Here is a 19,484-nt window from a genome sequence, read left to right on the forward strand (position 1 = left end):
TGCCCGCGAATGGATACACACGCAGTGTGTCAGGCTCCCCGCGTCGTGAGCTTCGCGGGTACAAGCCTCGCCCACAAAGAATGGCGTGCTGCCGACGCGGTCTCTGTGGGGGTAATAGGAAGGAAAATGAGTCGGGATCAGAAATCCAGACTCACCGCCAGATTCAACCCTTGCTGTGTCACGTCGTCATTCTTGCGCCAGCTATAACCAGCACGCAGAGTCAAATCCTGCATCAGTCGCTGACTGACTCCAAAACTTGCACGATTCAAACTGCGTTGCGGCTCATACCCCTGCAGGGTGAAGTCGACCCCCTGCACGCTGTTCAGCGCAATTGTCACGTCCTGTTGATCGTTCTCAAATTCACGCTCATGAGCGAATTCACCAAACACCTGCGTCTGTGGTGTGACATCGAACTTGCCCTGCAAGCCTGCGCCCAAACGTTTCGAGCGGCGGGTCTGATCGTCGAATGACAAGGCTGTAGAACGTGTACCTTTTTCTGAGTAACCGTCCACATCGATGTGCGCGTAATCAGCACTGACGAACGGCGACAGATGCCAGCGACTGCCCGACTCGGCAATATCAAAACCCACTCGCCCGCTCACGGCCCACAGATTGCCATCGGTATCGCCTTTCTCGGTGCCTTCGCTGACGCCCAGTGCGAACTTGCGTTTCAGGCTGTCGTAATTCTGCTTGCCGCCCGAAGCTGCCAGATCTGCCCACCAATGATTGGCCTGAAATTGCACGAAGGCAGTGGCGATGTAGCTGTTTAGTTTGTAGTCAGAATCCTTGGAGCCGGCTTCCAACGTCTGCCGATACGCGCCCGCCACTAAGCCCGCTCGCCAGTCGTCAGCGAAACGATAACTGCCGCCGACAGTCAGGTTGTAGCCATGCCCGTCAGCATCAGCGGCATTGCTTTGCGAATCGAAATCCATCTTCTGACCGCCGCCCGCGATGATGGCGCGCCACTGTCCTACGTTCTGCCAATTGCCCCAATCTGCCAGCCATTGACTGCGCAATTCATCTTGTTGCGCACGCAATGTGCCATTGGCCATTTCCGGTAACAACGTGATTTCCCAAGGTGCCGAGAGAATCGAGTAGCCATAGTCCGCGATTAACTGTTGCCCGGCGACCGTCGGGTGTACGCCATCGTTGAATAGCAGTTTTGTCGGGTCGGGAGTGGCGCTGTTGATGCCGTATGTGGTGTTTTCCACACAGCTGTTGCCACTGAAACAAGTGCTCACCAGACTTTGGTTCGCCGCCAGCCCATAGCGCGCAGGATCAGCCAGGATTTCACTCAGCAGGCCGGGAACATTGAGCGGGATGACCTCGGCGTCGATCTGGCCCAGACGCGCAATCAGTTGCTGGTTGAACACACCGCTGAGCAAGGTCGCGGGTTGTTGCAGCGCCGTACCGAACACTGCTGGCGTCTGGCCGATGTCCGGCAACAGCCAGACCATGATGTAGCGCGCGCCAGCCTGTTGCAGTGCTTGGGCGCTGGCGGCAAGAGTGTTCGCCGCAGCGACTGCCTGGCGTAAGCTCAGGACCTGGCCCTGGAGGAAGTCATTGCCACCGCCTGTCAGGTAGTACAGCGCGTTTGGGTCGGCGCGAAAGTTGTTCGCGACCAGATAGCCCGGTCGTTCGCGAAATACTGTTTCGACGCCAGTGGTGGCGTCGGTGTTGGCCACCTGTGACTGCGAGGTAATGGCTTCAAGGATCTGATCGGTTCTGTCGCCACCCACTGCCCAGTTATTACCATCGGCCAGGCCGAGCGCCTGACGGACCGGGGACGTGGAGGAGGCCAAATCCCCTGGCGCTACACCCAGCATGCCGCCCAGCAGCGTCGACGAGTTCAGGTCGTAGATTTCGCCACTGCCGTTTTGATAAGTAGGACCGGTCCGATTAGTGAAGCGAAGCGTAGCGCCTTGCGGACCTCCCGCATCGGGGAATTGTCCGGCGTCAGCGAGGCTGTCGCCAAACACCACCATCGTTGAGTAAGGGGAGGAGGCTGCCGCTGCTGAGGAGCAAGCGAGGGTGAGCAAACAGGCCGCGAACGGCAATGACAGAATGGGCTTGAGCATCGAGAAATCCTTTCTTGTTATGTTAAATCCGTACGACAAGGTAGCAGTTAGCTGCAAGGCTGACACCTTATGCGCCCGTTCGGACATGCGGCAGACGGCCTGGCACGAGTAATTTTTGCCTGGTAACCAAAGGCACTTTGGAAGGCGCAGCTTGAGAGCAGGTTTAGTCAATCGGCGCCTGGGTTGGCGCGTGAGTGTGATGACTGCGATACATGGCCAGCGTCAGTGCCTGTCCATCGTGAGATAAAAAGGTAGCCGCTCCATCGGCCGAGCCTTCTGCAGATTCAACAACGCGGGCAAACATCAGCTTTTCGTACGCTGCGACGCCGTCTGCCCAGTGTGCGGATTCGATCAGCAGTCGTGCGAGTTCAGCCGCATCGAACATAGCGTTATTCACCCCTTCGCCACCAAAAGGGGACATCACATGTGCTGCGTCTCCGACCAGAGTCAGGCCTTTGCGGTTTGCCCAGCAGTGGCCCACAGGCAGGGCATAAATCGGGCGAACGGCAAAATGATCATTGCAGGCGTGGATCAGTTGCAAAATTTCGTCGGCGAAGCCTGCGAACTCATGCGCCAAACCCTCACGTACGGCCTGCGGCGAGCTGAAATCGAAGCGTTGTTCCGCCCAGCCAAGGGGGACGCGAAAGATCGCATAACCGCGAAAATGTGAGTGGCCGTTGCGTTGAACGATCATTGCCTTGCCGTCACCCTCCACGCTTATTTTGCCACGGCCCACCAGTTGGGCCAGCGCGGGATGGCACTGGTCTACATGGTCGATACCGAACTCCACGAAGCACAAGCCGCTGTATTGCGGTTTGTAGGGCGAGAGCAGCGGCCTGATGCGCGACCACGTGCCATCAGCACCCACGACTAAATCGAAAGGCCCCTCCTGGCCGTGATCGAACACCAGGTTCCAACGGCCGTCACCGTTTTCTCGTGCCTCCAGCAGTGCGCAGTTCCACCGAACGCAGGGCTGCGGTAATGCATCGAGCAACATCGCACGCAAGGCTGTTCGATCGACCTCAGGCCGGTTGCCGTCAGCTATTGGCTGGTCATCAAAAAGTACCTTTGCCGACTTATCGAGTAGCCGTGTGCCTTGGTCTTCATAGCGGGCAATGAGCCGGAATTTGTCCATCAATGCAGCGCGTTCAAGTGCTAACAGCCCTGAGCCTTCGTGCAGGTCCAGGGTGCCGCCTTGCGGTCGCTCGAGCGGATGGTTTTCACGCTCATAAACGCAGCTGGCAATGCCATGAAGATGGAGAATCCGAGCCAGTGTAAGGCCGGCGGGGCCAGCACCGACAACGGCGATTTTAAAGTTCGCGCTCATAGGTGAATCTCATTAATATAGGTGCCTATGGAAACTACATAGGCGCCTATATTGATGTCAAGTACACCCCGAAACGAAAACGTCGCTCACCCCATGAGGTTGATTGGTCAAGTGTCCAGGACATTCGCGCGGTTAGTCGACGCCCCCATGCGCGAGTTTGGTTTTGCGATAGGCCAATTGCCTGTTTTGGTGACACTGAAGAATGTCGGCGCTTTGTCCCAGGTTGAACTGGCGCGCATTGCGCAGGTTGAGCAGCCCAGCATGGCCCAGCTTCTTAAGCGAATGGAGCGTGACGGCTTGGTCCAGCGAGTGCCTGATCCGACCGACAGGCGCAGCCAGCTGATATCGCTGACAGAAGCGTCTTCTCTCCAGTTGCCCAACGCCAAGAAGGCGATGGATGCGGTATGCGACCAAGCGCTGGCAGGCTTAACCCATGAGGATCAGCAGCACTTACTCGATTTACTGTTAAAAATTGATGCCAACCTCGCCCAAGCGCTGGATCAGCTACTCGCAAACAAGAAAGTCTGATTGAGTGTGTGTAGTGGCATTTGCAGTTCTATACGGACGCTACGGGAAGGATTCGTTCCGGGCACTCCCGCAGAGCGCTGATCCGCTATGTAGTGGCGATTCTGATCACATCCATAGAGATTTTTCTATCGTACAATGATATTGCACCGTGTGACCCGGTAAGCTAATGTCCCAAAACGTATAGATGAGACCCTTCCGTGACGACTGTCAGCAAACTCTTGATGCGCGTTATCAAGGCCCATGCCCGTTGGCGTTGGCGCGCCTGACTCTTTCTCTGCCGGTTTCCGGCCCTGTAACACCCTGTCTTCACACCGTGATTCATACCGCTGGTCGAGCGTTTTGCAGCGACCAAAATAGCGGCTACCAACGCAGGTATGGATTTCGAAGGCTTGAACAAAGGTCAGTAATTTCAAGAGGTTATTCACAAAATGCTGCTGATGATCGATAACTACGACTCTTTCACCTATAACGTCGTGCAGTACTTGGGCGAGTTGGGCGCCGACGTCAAAGTGATCCGCAACGACGAAATGACCATCGCCGAAATCGAGGCGTTGAAACCTGAGCGCATCGTCGTTTCCCCCGGCCCTTGCACGCCGAACGAAGCCGGTGTCTCGTTGGAAGTGATCAAACATTTTGCTGGCAAACTGCCGGTGCTGGGCGTTTGCCTGGGGCATCAATCCATCGGTCAGGCGTTCGGCGGCGACGTGGTTCGTGCCCGTCAAGTGATGCACGGCAAGACCAGCGACCTGATTCACGAAGATCAAGGTGTTTTCGAGGGCTTGAAGCACCCGCTGACCGTTACTCGTTATCACTCGTTGGTGGTCAAGCGTGAAACTTTGCCAGACTGCCTGGAAGTCACCGCCTGGACTCAGCTGGAAGATGGCTCGGTCGACGAAATCATGGGCTTGCGCCACAAGACGCTGAACGTCGAGGGCGTGCAGTTTCACCCCGAGTCGATTCTCTCCGAGCAGGGCCATGAGCTGTTCGCCAACTTCCTCAAGCAAACCGGTGGCACCCGTCAGGGTTAAGGACACGCAAAGATGGCTATCGATATCAAAACCGCGCTGGGCCGGGTTGTAAATCAACTGGACTTGAGCACAGAAGAAATGAGCGACATCATGCGCGAAATCATGACGGGCCAATGCACTCAGGCACAGATCGGCGCGTTCTTGATGGGCATGCGCATGAAGAGCGAAAGCATCGACGAAATCGTCTGCGCCGTTTCAGTCATGCGTGAGTTGGCTGACAAGGTCGAATTGAAAACCCTCGACGGTGTAGTCGACATCGTTGGTACGGGTGGCGACGGTGCAAATATCTTCAACGTCTCCACGGCTTCAGCGTTTGTCATCGCCGCAGCCGGTTGCACGGTGGCCAAGCACGGCAACCGCGCGGTATCGGGCAAAAGCGGTAGCGCCGATTTGCTGGAAGCGGCGGGCGTTTACCTGAGCCTGACCCCGGTGCAAGTGGCGCGCTGCATTGATAGCGTAGGTATCGGTTTCATGTTTGCCCAGACTCATCACGGCGCCATGAAACACGCCGCTGGTCCGCGTAAAGAGTTAGGCCTGCGTACGCTGTTCAACATGCTCGGCCCATTGACCAACCCAGCAGGCGTCAAGCACCAGGTGGTTGGTGTGTTCAGCCAGGCATTGTGCCGCCCGCTGGCCGAAGTCTTGTCGCGCATGGGCAGCAAACACGTATTGGTTGTGCATTCTCAGGACGGTCTGGACGAGTTCAGCCTTGCCGCGCCGACCTTCGTTGCGGAGCTGAAAAACGGTGAAGTGACCGAATATTGGGTACAACCAGAGGACCTGGGCATAAGAAGCCAGAGCCTGTTCGGGCTGGTGGTCGATAGCCCGGAGCAGTCTCTGGCATTGATTCGCGATGCGCTGGGCCGTCGCAAAACCGAAAACGGCCAGAAAGCTGCTGAAATGATCGTGCTCAACGCAGGCGCCGCGCTTTATGCTGCCGATCATGCTTCATCACTTAAACAAGGCGTAGCCCTGGCTCACGATGCGCTGCACACGGGCATGGCACGGGAAAAGCTGGAAGAGTTGGGTGCCTTTACCGCGGTATTCAAACAGGAGAATGAAGGATGAGTATCCCGACGGTTCTGGAAAATATTCTGGCCCGCAAGGTCGAAGAAGTCGCCGAGCGCCGTGCGCGCGTTAGCCTCTCTGACCTGCAAAGCCTGATCGCCATGACCGATGCGCCGCGTGGTTTTGCGAAGGCGTTGATTGAACAGGCCAAGCGCAAGCAGCCAGCGGTCATTGCGGAGATCAAAAAAGCTTCGCCGAGCAAGGGCGTGATTCGGGAAAATTTTCAGCCTGCTGAAATCGCTAAAAGCTATCAGGCGGGTGGTGCGACCTGTCTGTCTGTGCTGACTGACATCGATTTCTTCCAGGGCGCCGATGCGTACTTGAAGGAGGCACGTTCGGCCTGTTCACTGCCAGTGATCCGCAAGGATTTCATGATCGACCCTTATCAGATCCTGGAGTCCCGCGCTCTGGGAGCTGATTGCATCCTGTTGATCGTCTCGGCGCTCGACGATGTGAAAATGGCCGAGCTGGCCTCGGTTGCGAAAGATGTCAAATTGGATGTCTTGGTTGAAGTACATGACGGCGATGAACTCGAGCGTGCGTTGAAGACGTTGGACACGCCGCTGATCGGGATCAACAACCGCAACCTGCATACGTTCGAAGTCAGTCTTGAAAACACACTGGATTTGCTGCCGCGTATCCCTCGTGATCGCCTTGTGGTCACCGAAAGCGGCATTCTCAACCGCGCCGATGTCGAGCTGATGGAAATCAGTGATGTCTATGCGTTCCTGGTCGGCGAAGCCTTCATGCGCGCCGAGAACCCAGGCGTGGAGTTACAACGGCTATTTTTTCCTGAAAAGGGCGTGCCCATTAAGTCCAAAACACGGGATTGATGGCTCAGGCGTGAAGCCTCTGTAGGCGCGAACTTGTTCGCGAGGGGGTTGATCAGGCATACCGAGTCAGTCTTTTCGCCAGCAAGTTGGCTCCTACAGACTGCGCGTCGTTATCAAGGAATCTGCATGCAAGTTGTCGATATCTGTACCGAAGCCGGGCTCAAGGCCGAGCAAGACTTGCTCGCCTCAGTTTGCGCGGGTGATGCCGATTACGGCCTGCTGTTCTGGCGGCCGAATGACCATGCCTTGGTGATGCCGCGCCGCCTCAGTCGTCTTGAAGGCTTTATCGAAGCCAGTGAGTCTCTTTCTGAAAGCGGCTGGCCAGTACTGCTTCGTGAAAGTGGAGGCGAACCGGTTCCGCAATCTCCAGCCACGGTGAACATCGCTCTGGTGTACGTTCAACCGCCGTCCGATCTGGATAAGGACCGAATCGAAAAAGCCTACATGCGGTTATGCCAGCCGATTATTGAGGTGCTGACAGAACTCGGTGGCACTGCCTCGCTCGGCGAAGTTGAAGGCGCGTTTTGTGACGGGCGCTTCAACGTCAATCTCGACGGTCGTAAAATGGTCGGCACCGCTCAACGCTGGCGCCAGAGCCAGGGCGGAAAACGCCCCGTGGTGTTGGCGCACGGCGCCATGCTGCTGGATAACGAGCGGGTTGAGATGGTCAACGCCGTCAACCGTTTCAACGAACTGTGCGAACTGGACCAGCGTTGCCGGGCCGACAGCCACATCGCGTTGCATGAGGCGTTTGAGGCCCCGGACTTTCTGGTTCGTTTGGGCGAAATCTATGATCGACTGCTGGTCGAGCTGTAGACGAGCTTTCGCTATCGGCACCTCAATCAGCGGGTGCCAAAGATCACCATGGTCTTGCCTCTGACGTGAACCAGCTTTTGTTCTTCCAGCGATTTCAATACGCGGCCGACCATTTCCCGGGAGCAGCCCACGATCCGGCCGATTTCCTGACGGGTGATTTTAATCTGCATGCCATCCGGATGAGTCATCGCGTCGGGTTGTTTGCACAGATCAAGCAGGCTGCGAGCGACCCGTCCAGTTACATCGAGAAACGCCAGGTCGCCGACCTTGCGTGTGGTATTGCGCAGCCGTTCGGCCATTTGCTCGCCAACGGCAAGCATCAATTCGGGATTCTGCAGGCTCAACTCATGGAATTTGGCGTAGCTGATTTCAGCAACTTCGCACTCGGTCTTGGCACGGACCCAGGCGCTTCGTTGCGGGGCGGTGCTGGGTTGCTGGAACAGTCCTAATTCGCCGAAGAAGTCGCCGGTGTTGAGGTATGCCACGATCATTTCCCGGCCGTCGTTGTCCTCGATCAGAATCGTCACTGAGCCCTTGATGATCAGATACAGCGATTCGGATTGTTCACCCGCAGCGATAATGTTGCTCTTGGCTGCGCAGCGGCGCTTTTGCGCGTAGGGAAGAAGCTTGTCGATTATCTTCGGTTTGGTTGTAAAGCTTATGGCAACCATGGCTGAATCCCGTAAAAAACTGCGCCCTGAGGCATTGTTAGAGGTATCGGCAGGAGCGACAACTTACCGCAGTTCTAGTGGACTATTTCGCCACCTTTTAGGACTTTTCCTACTTTTTTGTCGTTTATCGCCATCTGAGTGGCATCTGAGGCCTGTGCTAAGCTGGCCACCTTTTTTCAGGCAGTGGAGTGGTGGCGATGAAGGCACGCATCCAATGGGCGGGCGAGGCGATGTTTCTCGGCGAATCGGGCAGTGGTCACGTCGTGGTGATGGATGGTCCGCCAGAGAGCGGTGGCCGTAATCTGGGCGTGCGCCCGATGGAAATGGTGCTGATCGGTCTGGGCGGTTGCAGCAACTTCGACGTGGTCAGTATTTTGAAGAAGGCCCGCCAGCCGATTGAGAGCTGCGAGGCGTTTCTGGAGGCTGAGCGCGCAACTGAGGACCCTAAGGTCTTCACCAAAATTCACCTGCATTTCGTGGTCAAGGGCCGTGGCTTGAAAGAGCCCCAGGTCAAGCGTGCGATCGAGCTGTCGGCCGAGAAATATTGCTCGGCATCAATCATGCTGGGCAACGCCGGCGTCGAAATCACCCACGACTATGAAATCATCGAGTTGGGTTGAATCAACACCCAATTATCATAAAAGCGGCGCAAACTGTGGCAGAGGGCTTCGGACGTCTGCATAATGCGCCCCTTTTTCAGGGCGCGACCTGGAGTCGCCTCCGACCAGACAACCAAAATCGCCAACGCGAAGAGGTGTTAACCGTCCTACGCAATTGAGCCGGTCTCAGTTGACGGGCATGCTTGATTACTGTGGCTTGGGCCGCACATGAATAGAGAGTTTTTAACGGTGAAAAGCAAACTCAAGCTCCACGGGTTCAATAACCTGACAAAGACCTTGAGCTTCAATATCTATGACATCTGCTATGCGGAAACCCCGCAGGACCAGCAGGCCTATGTCGAGTACATCAACAGTGTGTACGACGCAGAACGCCTGACGCGGATTCTGACCGATGTTGTCGATATCATTGGCGCAAACATCCTGAACATCGCCCGCCAGGATTACGATCCCCAAGGCGCCAGTGTGACCATCCTCATCTCCGAGCAGCCGGTGACACCTACCGACAGCCAGATTGAAGAGTCGCCGGGCCCGTTGCCGGAAACCATTCTGGCGCACTTGGACAAGAGCCACATCACGGTTCACACCTACCCGGAAATTCACCCGGTCGACGGGATCGCGACCTTTCGCGTGGACATCGACGTGTCGACCTGCGGTGTGATTTCGCCGCTCAAAGCGTTGAACTACCTGATTCACAAGTTCGAGTCGGACATCGTGACAGTCGATTATCGCGTGCGCGGTTTCACCCGTGACGTCGAAGGCAAAAAACACTTCATCGATCACGAAATCAACTCGATCCAGAACTATCTATCCGACGACACTCGCGACAGCTATCAAATGACTGACGTGAACGTGTACCAGGAAAACCTGTTCCACACCAAGATGCTGTTGAAGAGTTTCGACCTGGATAACTACCTGTTCGGCGATGCCACCAACAACCTCTCTGCCGAACAGCGCGGGCAGGTTACCCATCGTGTGAAGCACGAAATGCTGGAAATCTTCTACGGTCGGAATATGCCAGCCTGATTAGTTTTCAGAAAAGAAAGGCGCCTTTCGAGGCGCCTTTTTTTGACTCTTGTTTCTGTACGTGCAGGAGAGCTATCGAGGTTTTCATGACATGCCGCAATCGCAGGCTTCGGCAGCTCCTTGGGGATCGCATTATCCTGTAGAGCAAGTTTGCTCGCGAAAGCATCAATAAAGATAGGCGTCTATATATTCAGATTCGATACGTACTCTTGGTCATTACTTTGGCCAGCACACTCATCCCGAATTTGATCGGCGCCGGAAAGCGAAAACCGCCAGCGTTCAGCGCGCTTTCAGCGTGTTGTTCTTCGTCATCGCGCATCTGCTGAAGTATCGCCCTGGATTTCTGGTCCTCGACGGGCAATTGCTCAAGGTGTTCGTTGAGATGCTTGCAGACCTGGTTTTCTGTGGCGGCCACGAAGCCCAAGCTAACTTTGTCGCTGATTAGTCCAGCGACCGCACCGATGCCAAACGACATGCCATAGAACAGCGGATTCAGCACGCTGGTGTGGCTACCGAGTTGATAAATGCGTTGTTCGCACCAGACAAGATGGTCGATTTCTTCTTCGGCGGCGTGTTCCATCGCCTTGCGCACGTGTGGCAACTTTGCGGTCAGGGCCTGACCTTGATAAAGCGCCTGAGCACAGACTTCGCCGGTGTGATTGATACGCATAAGGCCGGCGACATGTTTGGTGTCGACATCGCTCATCTTGATATCAGGCTGGACGATGGCAGGTGATGGACGATGAGCATGCGCGCTGGAAGGCAGCAGCGTTTTCATCGCAGCGTCGGCCTGCAGAAGGAAACGGTCGATAGGGGAGTAGTGACGTTCGGTAGCCATGGGCACCTCCGGATAAATCCACGGCGGCCAGTCTACCGCAATCGTGAAGGCAAGGCTTGAGCTGCGTCAGCCCGCGAGCCCCGTGATAGACGCTCGGCGGGTGTAAGTGCTTGAAATTACACTCAGCCCGGCGGCCAAGTCATCTGACGTTTGCCCAGTACATGCATGTGAATGTGATAGACGGTCTGTCCGCCTTTCTCGTTGGTGTTCATGACCACGCGAAAGCCGTCTTCGCAACCCAGCTCTTTGGCCAGCCGCTGCGCGGTAAAAAGGATGTGGCCCAGGAGGCCTTTGTCGTCTTCGGTGACATCACTGAGGGTGCGGATCACTTTTTTTGGGATGACCAGAAAATGCACCGGCGCTTGGGGGGCGATGTCGTGAAAGGCCAGGACTTGGTCATCTTCGTAGATGATCTTCGCCGCAATCTCCCGATTAATAATCTTGGTGAACAGAGTCTCCATAGCCTTTTGCTCCGTTTTCAATGGTTGATGGGCCAAAGTGTACTGAGCAGGTCGAACTCCGCCCAGCCGTTTTTCGTTGTTTGCAGGCGCTCTTTTTTCGAGCGATTCAGGGTGTGATTCTTGATTTGAGAATCGAGCCCCAGAGTTTACGGCTCATCCAGCGCGTACCGAACTTTGGTGCGCTGGTGATCAGCTTGTTGCGCCAACCCGGAATGATCACCGCGCGATTTTTATCCAGTGCGCGCACGGTATAGAGCGCAACCTCTTCAGCCGTCATCATTTTGTCGTGGGTGAATTTGTCGGCTTCAAGTTGGGCTGTGCGAAAAAAGCCTGTACGTGTCGGGCCGGGGCAGAGTACCGAGATTTTCACGCCGGTCTTTTTCAGCTCCTCGCGCAGCCCTTCAGAGAAGTGCAACACGTAAGCCTTGCTGGCAGCGTAAGTACTCATCCATGGGCCGGGCTGAAATCCCATGATCGACGAGACGTTGAGGATTTGTCCGCCGCCCTGGACGGCCATTAGGTTGCCGACGGTGTGGCACAGGCGGGTGAGTGCCAGTACGTTGATGTCGAGTAAGTCCTGTTCCTGCGCCCATTCCTGAGCGAGAAAGGGGCCGCTATTGCCGATGCCAGCGCAATTGACCAGCAGGTCGATTTGCCGTTCGCCGTCTTCCAGCTCCAGCAGAAAACCGGAAAGCCGCAGAGGTTCGCCCAGGTCGCAGGCGCGAAACAGTACTTCGACGCCAAAGCGCTGGGTGAGCTCTAGGGCAATGCTTTCCAGGATGTCCCGTCGACGGGCTACCAGAATCAGGCTGCGACCACGGCGTGCCAGCGCTTCGGCCATGGCTAGGCCTATGCCACTGGAAGCGCCTGTGATCAGGGCGTAACGGGTCATGCAATTCTCCAGGATGGGGGGTGCGCGTATTGAAGCAGCATCCTTGCTGCCAGGGTGTTATTGATCTTCGTCGTCGGCCGAGTCAGCAGGGTCGGAAGGATTTGCAGGCTGTACGGTGTCACTGTCAGAGTCGTCATCGTAGGGCAGGGTCTGTTCATATTCGCTTGTGGTTATCTCGACTTCATCTTTGAACGTCTGAAGTCCGCCCATCTGCACACTGACGAAGATGATTACCATCGCAGGCAACCATAACGCGGCAAGAATCTTCACGGCTTTAGTATTCGGCGGCTGTGGCGCGCCGTATTGGTTGGGGCCGGTATTGCCCGGGACAGCGATCATGAGAAACGGAAAAAAACTGCCTACGAATGGCACAAGGTTGAGCAGCAGCAACCAGGCTGACCATCCGGCATCATGCAGGCGCTGGGCGCCGATCTGGATGCTGACCACGAGGAAGACAACGAAGATCACCGCTCCAAACAAACCGCCCGCGATCAGCGACATGCTCATGATGGACATGCACAGCGCGAACATGATTAGCGCTACGAACATCAGCACCATGCTCCAGGCCAGGTAACGCAGACGTCCGATTCGGCCCTGAACAGTGAAGACCTTTAACTCGCCGATTTCTGCCCGATCGTAGGTAACGGCTGCGCGGGGTGGTGCGTAAGGGGACGTAGCGACAGATTCGTACGCTGGGCGCTGGACGCTCGGCTCTTCGATTTCTTCAAGGGTGAGGGCGATTGGCGTTTCTCGCTCTATGCGCGCCTCTACGCCGGCATCGTTCAGCGCCTTCAGGTAGCGTTGAGCGTCGTCGTGCGTCAGACCGCGCTTCACGGTTATAGGCTTGCCGCTGAACAATCGTTCGATGGCTGACACATCGCTTTTGAACAACTGCGCAAGGTTTAACTTTGCGGTTTCGAGTTCGACCCCGTTTCGCCGCTGCCCTTCGAAAACGATACTGAAGTGTTCCGCCATGCTCGGCTTCCTTGTCTGAAGTTAGCTACGCCGTTTATGCGGCGGCCATCAGAATGGTTTGACCACGACCAGAATGACGATAGCCAGCAATATCAAAACCGGTATTTCGTTGAACCAGCGATAAAAAACATGGCTGCGGCCATTTTCTCCGCGAGCGAAGCGTTTAACTTGCGCGCCGCACACATGGTGATAGCCAATCAACAGAACCACCAATGTCAGTTTCACATGTAGCCACCCTTGGCTGAGGAAGCCCGGGGTGAGGCTGACCAGCCAAATACCGAACACCAGAGTGGCAATCATCGAAGGGCCCATGATGCCGCGATAAAGCTTGCGCTCCATAACGCAAAAGCGCTCACGGCTAACGGCGTCTTCGCTCATCGAGTGGTAAACGAACAGGCGGGGAAGGTAAAAAAGGGCTGCAAACCAGCAGACCACTGAGACGATATGAAGCGCTTTGATCCACAAATAGAGCATTTTTTGGTTATTCCAGGTTCACGGTGATTCAAATAGTAGTGGGTTGAGCGTCCGTACGTCACGTTCGCGGTTGTCGCGCAGGCGCCAGCGCCATATTATCGACGGCTTTCCAGTGGGTTCGTTGAGGGGCAGGTTATGGTCAAGGTCGGTATCGTCGGCGGCACGGGTTACACCGGCGTCGAGTTGCTGCGTCTTCTCGCACAGCATCCAGAGGCAGAAGTGGTCGCTATCACTTCGCGTTCTGAGGCGGGTTTGCCTGTGGCTGACATGTACCCGAATCTGCGAGGCCACTACGACGGACTGGCATTCAGCGTGCCGGACGTCAAAGTGCTCGGCGCTTGCGATGTGGTGTTCTTTGCTACCCCGCATGGCGTGGCACATGCATTGGCCGGTGAATTGCTGGACGCAGGCACTAAGGTAATCGACCTGTCAGCTGACTTCCGCTTGCAGGATCCGATCGAATGGGCCAAGTGGTACAACCAGCCGCACGGTGCGCCCGATCTGCTGAAAGAAGCGGTGTACGGTCTGCCTGAAGTCAACCGCGAGAAGATCCGCAGCGCGCGTCTAATCGCTGTGCCGGGTTGCTATCCAACCGCAACTCAGCTCGGTTTTCTGCCGTTGCTCGAAGCCGGCCTAGCCGATCCGACGCGTTTGATTGCAGACTGCAAATCTGGTGTGAGTGGTGCGGGGCGTGGTTTGAATATAGGGTCGCTCTACTCTGAGGCCAGCGAAAGCTTCAAGGCCTACGGTGTGAAAGGCCATCGTCACTTGCCGGAAATCAGCCAGGGCCTGCGCCGTGCTGCGGGTAGCGATGTCGGTCTGACGTTTGTGCCGCATTTGGTGCCGATGATTCGTGGCATCCACGCGACGTTGTATTCGACTGTTGTCGACAGATCTGTTGATCTGCAGGCGCTGTTTGAAAAACGTTATGCCAACGAACCGTTTGTCGACGTAATGCCAGCCGGCAGCCACCCCGAAACCCGCAGTGTACGTGGCGCGAATGTTTGCCGCATCGCCGTGCATCGTCCACAGGATGGCGATCTGGTGGTGGTGTTGTCGGTGATCGACAACCTTGTGAAAGGCGCGTCGGGTCAGGCAGTTCAGAACATGAACATCATGTTCGAGTTGAACGAGCGTCTGGGGTTGTCTCACGCAGGGATGTTGCCCTAAGAGCAGCTTCGAAGCGACAAGCCATAAGCTAAGGCGTGTGGGAAGCATTTCACTTGCTGCTTGTCGCTTACGGCTTTTGGCTGCTGTCAGAATAGTTGACTGATTTTCTAGGAGAAGCGGATAATGCGCGTCATTACGCATTATGACGGCTTAACGCCGGGAGAAATTTAGCATGAGCGTCGAATCCTTCACTCCTACCGCTCTGGAATTCACCCATGGTGCCGCGCACAAGGTGAAAACCTTGGTCGAAGAAGAGGGTAATGACCGCCTGAAGTTGCGGGTATTCGTGACAGGCGGTGGTTGCTCTGGTTTCCAGTACGGCTTTACTTTCGATGAAGAGGTTGCTGACGATGACACCATTGTCGAGCGCGAAGGTGTCAGTCTGGTTGTCGATCCTATGAGCTTCCAGTATCTGGCAGGCGCAGAAGTGGATTATCAGGAAGGGCTGGAAGGCTCGCGCTTCGTGATCAAGAACCCTAACGCTGCCACTACATGCGGCTGTGGTTCGTCGTTCTCGATCTGATTGCCATACGCTGTAAATGAAAACGCCGCGCATTGTTAATGCGCGGCGTTTTCGTTTCCGGTTTTGTTACGCCGGGTAGATTGCGCCCAATACTCGCAAACCTCTGGCGCCTGTCACGCTAGGGCGGTTTGCAGGTACGCCTTCCAGTGCGCAATGTGCCAGCCAGGCAAAGGCCATCGCCTCAACCCAATCCGGATCGACGCCGAAAGCAGCGGTGCTGGTTACTCTGGTTTGAGGCAGCAACTCTGCCAATCGTTTCATTAGTGCTTTGTTGTGAGCTCCGCCCCCACACACCAGTAACTCTTTAGTCTGGGCCTGGGCCGATTGCAGTGATTCAGTAATGCTCAGCGCGGTCACTTCAAGCAGTGTGGCTTGAACGTCTTCTGGTTTCAGCGTCGGGAGTTGAAACAGGTGATGCCGAACCCAGTTCAGGTTGAACACTTCGCGGCCCGTGCTTTTCGGCCCTCGGGTCTGGAAAAACTGATCACTTAGCAGTGATTGCAGCAAGGTAGGGTCAACCTTGCCGCTGGCCGCCCAAGCGCCATCCTTGTCATAGCTATGGCCGCGCTGGGCTTGAATCCACGCGTCGAGCAAAACGTTGCCCGGACCCGAATCGAAGCCTGAAACTGGCTTGTCCACCTCGATCAGGCTCAGATTGCTGAAGCCGCCGATATTGAGGACCGCGCGATAATCCTTGTTGTCATCGAACAGTGCTTCGTGAAACGCAGGAACCAACGGAGCGCCTTGGCCTCCTGCTGCGATGTCACGTTTGCGGAAGTCACTGACCACGGTAATTCCGGTCAATTCTGCCAGCAGTGCCGGGTTGCCGATCTGTACCGTGAAACCGCGTGCAGGCTCATGACGAATTGTTTGACCGTGGCTACCAATGGCGCGAATCTCGCCAGCGGATACATTTTGCTGATCCAGCAAAGCCAACACGCCTTGGGCCGCCAGATGCACCCACTTCTGCTCTGCAATGCCAGCACGGGCAAGCTCATCCGGCCCGCTTGCGCATAGGCCAAGCAGTTCTGCGCGCAGATCGTCAGGCATAGGGATGTAGTAGGTGCTGAGTAATCGTGGTCGGTCGTCCTGCTCTACCAGAGCAAAGTCGAGCCCATCAAGACTGCTTCCAGACATCACGCCTATATATAGAGTCATAGGTCAGCGCTTGCTCGAGGCCAGCATGGTGGCCTTTTCCTGGTCCATGCGAGCCATGAGAGGTTGGCTTTCTTGCATGAACCGCTGTTTTTCGGACTTGGCAATCGGATCTGCCATTGGCAGCTTCTGACCCAGAGGGTCAACATGCACGCCATTTACCTGAAACTCGTAATGTAGATGAGGACCTGTCGACAGACCGGTTGTTCCAATATAGCCGATGACTTGACCTTGTCTGACGTTTGTCCCGGTTTGTACGCCTTTGGCGAAACCCTGCATATGTCCGTAGAGCGTACGGTAGGTATCGCCATGCTGGATGATCACGGTATTGCCATAGCCGCCACGACGGCCAGCCAATATCACTTTTCCATCGCCGGTGGCTTTGATCGGCGTGCCGCGTGGTGCTGCGTAGTCCACGCCTTTGTGAGCACGGATCTTGTTCAGAATCGGATGTTTACGACCCATTGAGAACAGCGAGCTGATGCGTGCGAAATCTACCGGCGTGCGGATGAACGCCTTGCGCATGCTGTTGCCATCGGCGGTGTAGTAATTGGTGTTGCCTTGTTTGTTGGTATAACGAACAGCGGTATAGGTTTTGCCGCGGTTGGTAAAGCGTGCGGACAGGATGTTGCCGGTACTGACGGTCTTGCCGTTGACGACCTTCTGCTCGTAGACCACGTCGAATTCGTCACCCTTGCGGATGTCCTGCGCAAAGTCCACGTCGTAACCAAAGATGTTGGCCATGTCCATGGTCATGCTGTGGGACAGGCCTGCACGTTGGGCAGAAAGAGATAGCGAACTGTTGATCACGCCATGTACATAGGCCGTGCGAACGTTAGGTTTGCTGATGTCGCGCGTGAAGGTGTAGCCCTTGTCGGTTCGCGAAAGGCTGATGCTTTCCAATTCGCTGAGCTTGCTGTGCAGTTGCTTGAGATTACCTTCAGGCGAAAGCTCGAACTGCAGGATCTGGCCGTTTTTCAACTGGCTGAATTGTTTGGCCTGCTTATCGCTGGTCATGACTTCGTGAACGGCGGTGGCGGGCAAGCCTACTTTGGCGAAAAGTGTGGAAAGGGTGTCGCCCTTGGCAACGACCACTTCTCTATGGGTCGCGCTTTTTTGCGTTGCTGGTGGGGCTTCTTTTGACGTTTCAGGCTCTGCCTTGGCGGTTGCTTCGGGCTCGTTTGTGTCGTTTTCGATTTGTACGAATGGAGAAGTAGCAGGCGTTTCTGTGGCTTGGGGCTGTTCTTGAGCGTCTTGTTCTTGCTTGAGTTGATCGACCGGCGTTTCGAGATCCAGGGCGATATTGGTTCTCTTCGCCTCTACATCGCTTGAGGGGAAGACCAGAAGAGCCAGGCTCAGCAATGCCGCGATGCCGCTGGCAGCTAGCAGGTGGGTCTTCGGATAAAGCGGAGGCGCTTTAGGCGGAGTGTCGTTCATAAGTGATTTTTGACTTTAAATAGATGAAAAGATGAAGTGGAAAAGATGAATGACATGATGAAGATGAAATAACTGTATAAAATATAACCAAAACCTGCCTGAGGCAACCCTGCGAATGGATCAGTTTCCAATTCGTCGTCGTTCTGTGGGCAGATCTTTGTAATTGGGCGCTGATCTTGTATGGTTGCTCCCCTTTGAAATAAGGCATTGCGGGGCTTTTATGAAGTCGGTTGAAGAGCAGCTAGCGCTGATCAAACGTGGCGCGGACGAACTCCTGGTCGAGGCCGAGCTGGTCGCCAAGCTCAAGCGCGGTCAGCCATTGCGTATCAAGGCAGGATTTGACCCTACGGCGCCCGATCTTCACTTGGGCCATACCGTGCTTATTAATAAGCTGCGTCAGTTCCAGGAGTTGGGCCACCAGGTCATCTTCCTGATTGGTGACTTCACTGGGATGATCGGCGATCCAAGTGGCAAGAGCGCGACCCGACCTGCGCTGACTCGCGAGCAGGTACTTGAGTATGCCGAGACCTATAAGGCTCAGGTGTTCAAGATCCTTGATCCGGCCAAGACCGAAGTGGCTTTCAATTCCACCTGGATGGATCGGTTAAGTCCAGCAGATTTCATTCGTCTGTCCTCCCAATACACCGTTGCTCGCATGCTTGAGCGCGATGACTTTGACAAACGCTATAAGTCGAACCAGTCGATTGCTATTCATGAGTTCCTTTATCCGCTGGTTCAGGGCTACGACTCGGTTGCGTTGCGTGCGGATGTCGAATTGGGCGGCACCGACCAAAAGTTCAATTTGCTGATGGGGCGCGAGCTGCAGCGCGCATATGGGCAAGAGGCTCAGTGCGTTCTGACCATGCCTTTGTTGGAGGGGCTTGATGGCATCAAGAAGATGTCCAAGTCGCTGGGTAACTATGTCGGTATTCAGGAAGCGCCGGGTGTTATGTACAGCAAGCTGGTTTCGATTCCTGATGCGCTGATGTGGCGTTACTTCGAGTTGCTGAGTTTCCGCTCCATGGAGGAGATCGCGGACTTTAAGGCTGCTTGCGAGGCGGGTGCAAATCCGCGGGACATCAAGATTAAGCTCGCGGAAGAGATTGTCGCGCGTTTCCATGGTGATGAGGCGGCTGCGTCCGCGCATCGTTCAGCAGGCAATCGTATGAAAGAAGGCGAGCTGCCGGAGGATTTGCCTGAGATCGCTTTGGAGGCCCTTGAAGATATGCCAATAGCGGCCGTCCTTAATAAGGCGGGCTTGGTTAAGAACTCCGCAGTTGCCCGTGATCTGCTGGCATCCGGTGGGGTGCGTATAGATGGTGAGGTGGTTGATCGTGGTTTTGTGTTCAAGCTGGGCGCAACGCATGTCTGTCAGGCCGGTAAGAAGGCTTTTGGGCGCGTTACGCTTAATTTGGAAGAAACTTCAAATTAAGGGTTGACGGGGTGTTGGATGTGTCTATAATTCGCCCCACTTCCGGCGCAGACGAAACGGAAAACTCCTTGGTAATCAAAGAGTTGGACGAAGTAAGCAGGGCCGAAGTGCTTCGATTTGCAGGTTAAATCGACA

Annotated in this window: 20 protein-coding genes; 10 read left to right on the forward strand and 10 right to left on the reverse strand. The window is 55.5% G+C overall.

Annotation, left to right across the window (positions count from 1 at the left end; translation table 11 throughout):
* Positions 1-137 precede the first annotated feature (137 nt).
* Both estP and VGC62_RS21915 read right to left on the reverse strand, forming a co-directional pair.
* Positions 138-2,078 carry an esterase EstP gene (gene estP / locus VGC62_RS21910; RefSeq protein WP_331189173.1) on the reverse strand — a complete coding sequence of 647 codons (1,941 nt, stop codon included), beginning with the start codon at positions 2,076-2,078 and terminating at the stop codon, positions 138-140.
* Between the two features lie 163 nt (positions 2,079-2,241).
* The gene (locus tag VGC62_RS21915; protein WP_331189174.1) at positions 2,242-3,405 is read right to left on the reverse strand and encodes an NAD(P)/FAD-dependent oxidoreductase; all 1,164 of its coding nucleotides are present in this window, start codon (positions 3,403-3,405) and stop codon (positions 2,242-2,244) included.
* Between the two features lie 111 nt (positions 3,406-3,516).
* On the opposite strand from VGC62_RS21915, the gene VGC62_RS21920 reads away from it, so the two are divergent.
* From VGC62_RS21920 to VGC62_RS21940, 5 genes are all read left to right on the forward strand, one after another.
* Positions 3,517-3,933 (forward strand): MarR family transcriptional regulator, encoded by a 417-nt coding sequence (locus VGC62_RS21920; RefSeq protein ID WP_331189175.1) that lies wholly within the window; start codon positions 3,517-3,519, stop codon positions 3,931-3,933.
* 428 nt (positions 3,934-4,361) lie between these two features.
* Positions 4,362-4,961, forward strand: coding sequence for an aminodeoxychorismate/anthranilate synthase component II (locus tag VGC62_RS21925; RefSeq protein ID WP_331189176.1), 600 nt, complete (start codon positions 4,362-4,364; stop codon positions 4,959-4,961).
* Positions 4,962-4,979: 18 nt separating this feature from the next.
* Positions 4,980-6,029 (forward strand): anthranilate phosphoribosyltransferase, encoded by a 1,050-nt coding sequence (trpD, locus tag VGC62_RS21930; RefSeq protein WP_331189191.1) that lies wholly within the window; start codon positions 4,980-4,982, stop codon positions 6,027-6,029.
* Positions 6,026-6,862 carry an indole-3-glycerol phosphate synthase TrpC gene (trpC, locus tag VGC62_RS21935; RefSeq protein ID WP_331189177.1) on the forward strand — a complete coding sequence of 279 codons (837 nt, stop codon included), beginning with the start codon at positions 6,026-6,028 and terminating at the stop codon, positions 6,860-6,862. Before trpD ends, trpC begins: the two co-directional genes overlap by 4 nt.
* 126 nt (positions 6,863-6,988) lie before the next feature.
* Positions 6,989-7,678: a lipoate--protein ligase family protein gene (locus tag VGC62_RS21940; RefSeq protein WP_331189178.1), complete on the forward strand. Its 690-nt coding sequence runs from the start codon at positions 6,989-6,991 to the stop codon at positions 7,676-7,678.
* Between the two features lie 26 nt (positions 7,679-7,704).
* Here VGC62_RS21940 and crp read toward each other — a convergent pair whose 3' ends face one another.
* Positions 7,705-8,349 carry a cAMP-activated global transcriptional regulator CRP gene (gene crp, locus VGC62_RS21945; RefSeq protein WP_331189179.1) on the reverse strand — a complete coding sequence of 215 codons (645 nt, stop codon included), beginning with the start codon at positions 8,347-8,349 and terminating at the stop codon, positions 7,705-7,707.
* A gap of 197 nt (positions 8,350-8,546) precedes the next feature.
* Here crp and VGC62_RS21950 point away from each other — a divergent pair, with 197 nt between their 5' ends.
* Complete coding sequence (locus VGC62_RS21950) at positions 8,547-8,969, forward strand: OsmC family protein (protein WP_331189180.1); 423 nt, start codon at positions 8,547-8,549, stop codon at positions 8,967-8,969.
* 228 nt (positions 8,970-9,197) lie between these two features.
* Complete coding sequence (gene speD / locus VGC62_RS21955; protein WP_331189192.1) at positions 9,198-9,992, forward strand: adenosylmethionine decarboxylase; 795 nt, start codon at positions 9,198-9,200, stop codon at positions 9,990-9,992.
* Between the two features lie 190 nt (positions 9,993-10,182).
* Here the strand turns inward: speD and coq7 are convergent, their stop codons facing one another.
* From coq7 to hemJ, 5 genes are all read right to left on the reverse strand, one after another.
* A complete protein-coding gene (coq7, locus tag VGC62_RS21960) occupies positions 10,183-10,830 on the reverse strand; it encodes a 2-polyprenyl-3-methyl-6-methoxy-1,4-benzoquinone monooxygenase (RefSeq protein ID WP_331189181.1) in 648 nt (215 codons plus the stop codon).
* A 122-nt stretch (positions 10,831-10,952) separates the two neighbouring features.
* Complete coding sequence (locus VGC62_RS21965) at positions 10,953-11,291, reverse strand: histidine triad nucleotide-binding protein (protein ID WP_331189182.1); 339 nt, start codon at positions 11,289-11,291, stop codon at positions 10,953-10,955.
* A gap of 106 nt (positions 11,292-11,397) precedes the next feature.
* On the reverse strand, positions 11,398-12,183 hold the full coding sequence (locus VGC62_RS21970; RefSeq protein ID WP_331189183.1) for an SDR family oxidoreductase: 786 nt from the start codon (positions 12,181-12,183) through the stop codon (positions 11,398-11,400).
* Between the two features lie 57 nt (positions 12,184-12,240).
* Positions 12,241-13,158 carry a DUF805 domain-containing protein gene (locus VGC62_RS21975; RefSeq protein WP_331189184.1) on the reverse strand — a complete coding sequence of 306 codons (918 nt, stop codon included), beginning with the start codon at positions 13,156-13,158 and terminating at the stop codon, positions 12,241-12,243.
* A gap of 48 nt (positions 13,159-13,206) precedes the next feature.
* Positions 13,207-13,632, reverse strand: a complete 426-nt coding sequence (hemJ, locus tag VGC62_RS21980; RefSeq protein WP_331189185.1) for a protoporphyrinogen oxidase HemJ — start codon at positions 13,630-13,632, stop codon at positions 13,207-13,209.
* A 135-nt stretch (positions 13,633-13,767) separates the two neighbouring features.
* On the opposite strand from hemJ, the gene argC reads away from it, so the two are divergent.
* Positions 13,768-14,802: an N-acetyl-gamma-glutamyl-phosphate reductase gene (argC, locus tag VGC62_RS21985; protein ID WP_331189186.1), complete on the forward strand. Its 1,035-nt coding sequence runs from the start codon at positions 13,768-13,770 to the stop codon at positions 14,800-14,802.
* 172 nt (positions 14,803-14,974) lie between these two features.
* The gene (erpA, locus tag VGC62_RS21990; RefSeq protein ID WP_331189187.1) at positions 14,975-15,325 is read left to right on the forward strand and encodes an iron-sulfur cluster insertion protein ErpA; all 351 of its coding nucleotides are present in this window, start codon (positions 14,975-14,977) and stop codon (positions 15,323-15,325) included.
* A gap of 66 nt (positions 15,326-15,391) precedes the next feature.
* Here the strand turns inward: erpA and VGC62_RS21995 are convergent, their stop codons facing one another.
* The gene (locus VGC62_RS21995; protein ID WP_331189188.1) at positions 15,392-16,483 is read right to left on the reverse strand and encodes an anhydro-N-acetylmuramic acid kinase; all 1,092 of its coding nucleotides are present in this window, start codon (positions 16,481-16,483) and stop codon (positions 15,392-15,394) included.
* Between the two features lie 3 nt (positions 16,484-16,486).
* Entirely contained in the window at positions 16,487-17,917 is a 1,431-nt protein-coding gene (locus tag VGC62_RS22000) for a peptidoglycan DD-metalloendopeptidase family protein (protein WP_331189189.1), read from the reverse strand.
* 220 nt (positions 17,918-18,137) lie between these two features.
* Between VGC62_RS22000 and tyrS the strand changes: the two genes are divergently transcribed.
* Positions 18,138-19,349: a tyrosine--tRNA ligase gene (tyrS, locus tag VGC62_RS22005; RefSeq protein WP_331189193.1), complete on the forward strand. Its 1,212-nt coding sequence runs from the start codon at positions 18,138-18,140 to the stop codon at positions 19,347-19,349.
* Positions 19,350-19,484: the final 135 nt, after the last annotated feature.

It is taken from the genome of Pseudomonas sp., assembly GCF_036404235.1.
Lineage (GTDB): Bacteria > Pseudomonadota > Gammaproteobacteria > Pseudomonadales > Pseudomonadaceae > Aquipseudomonas.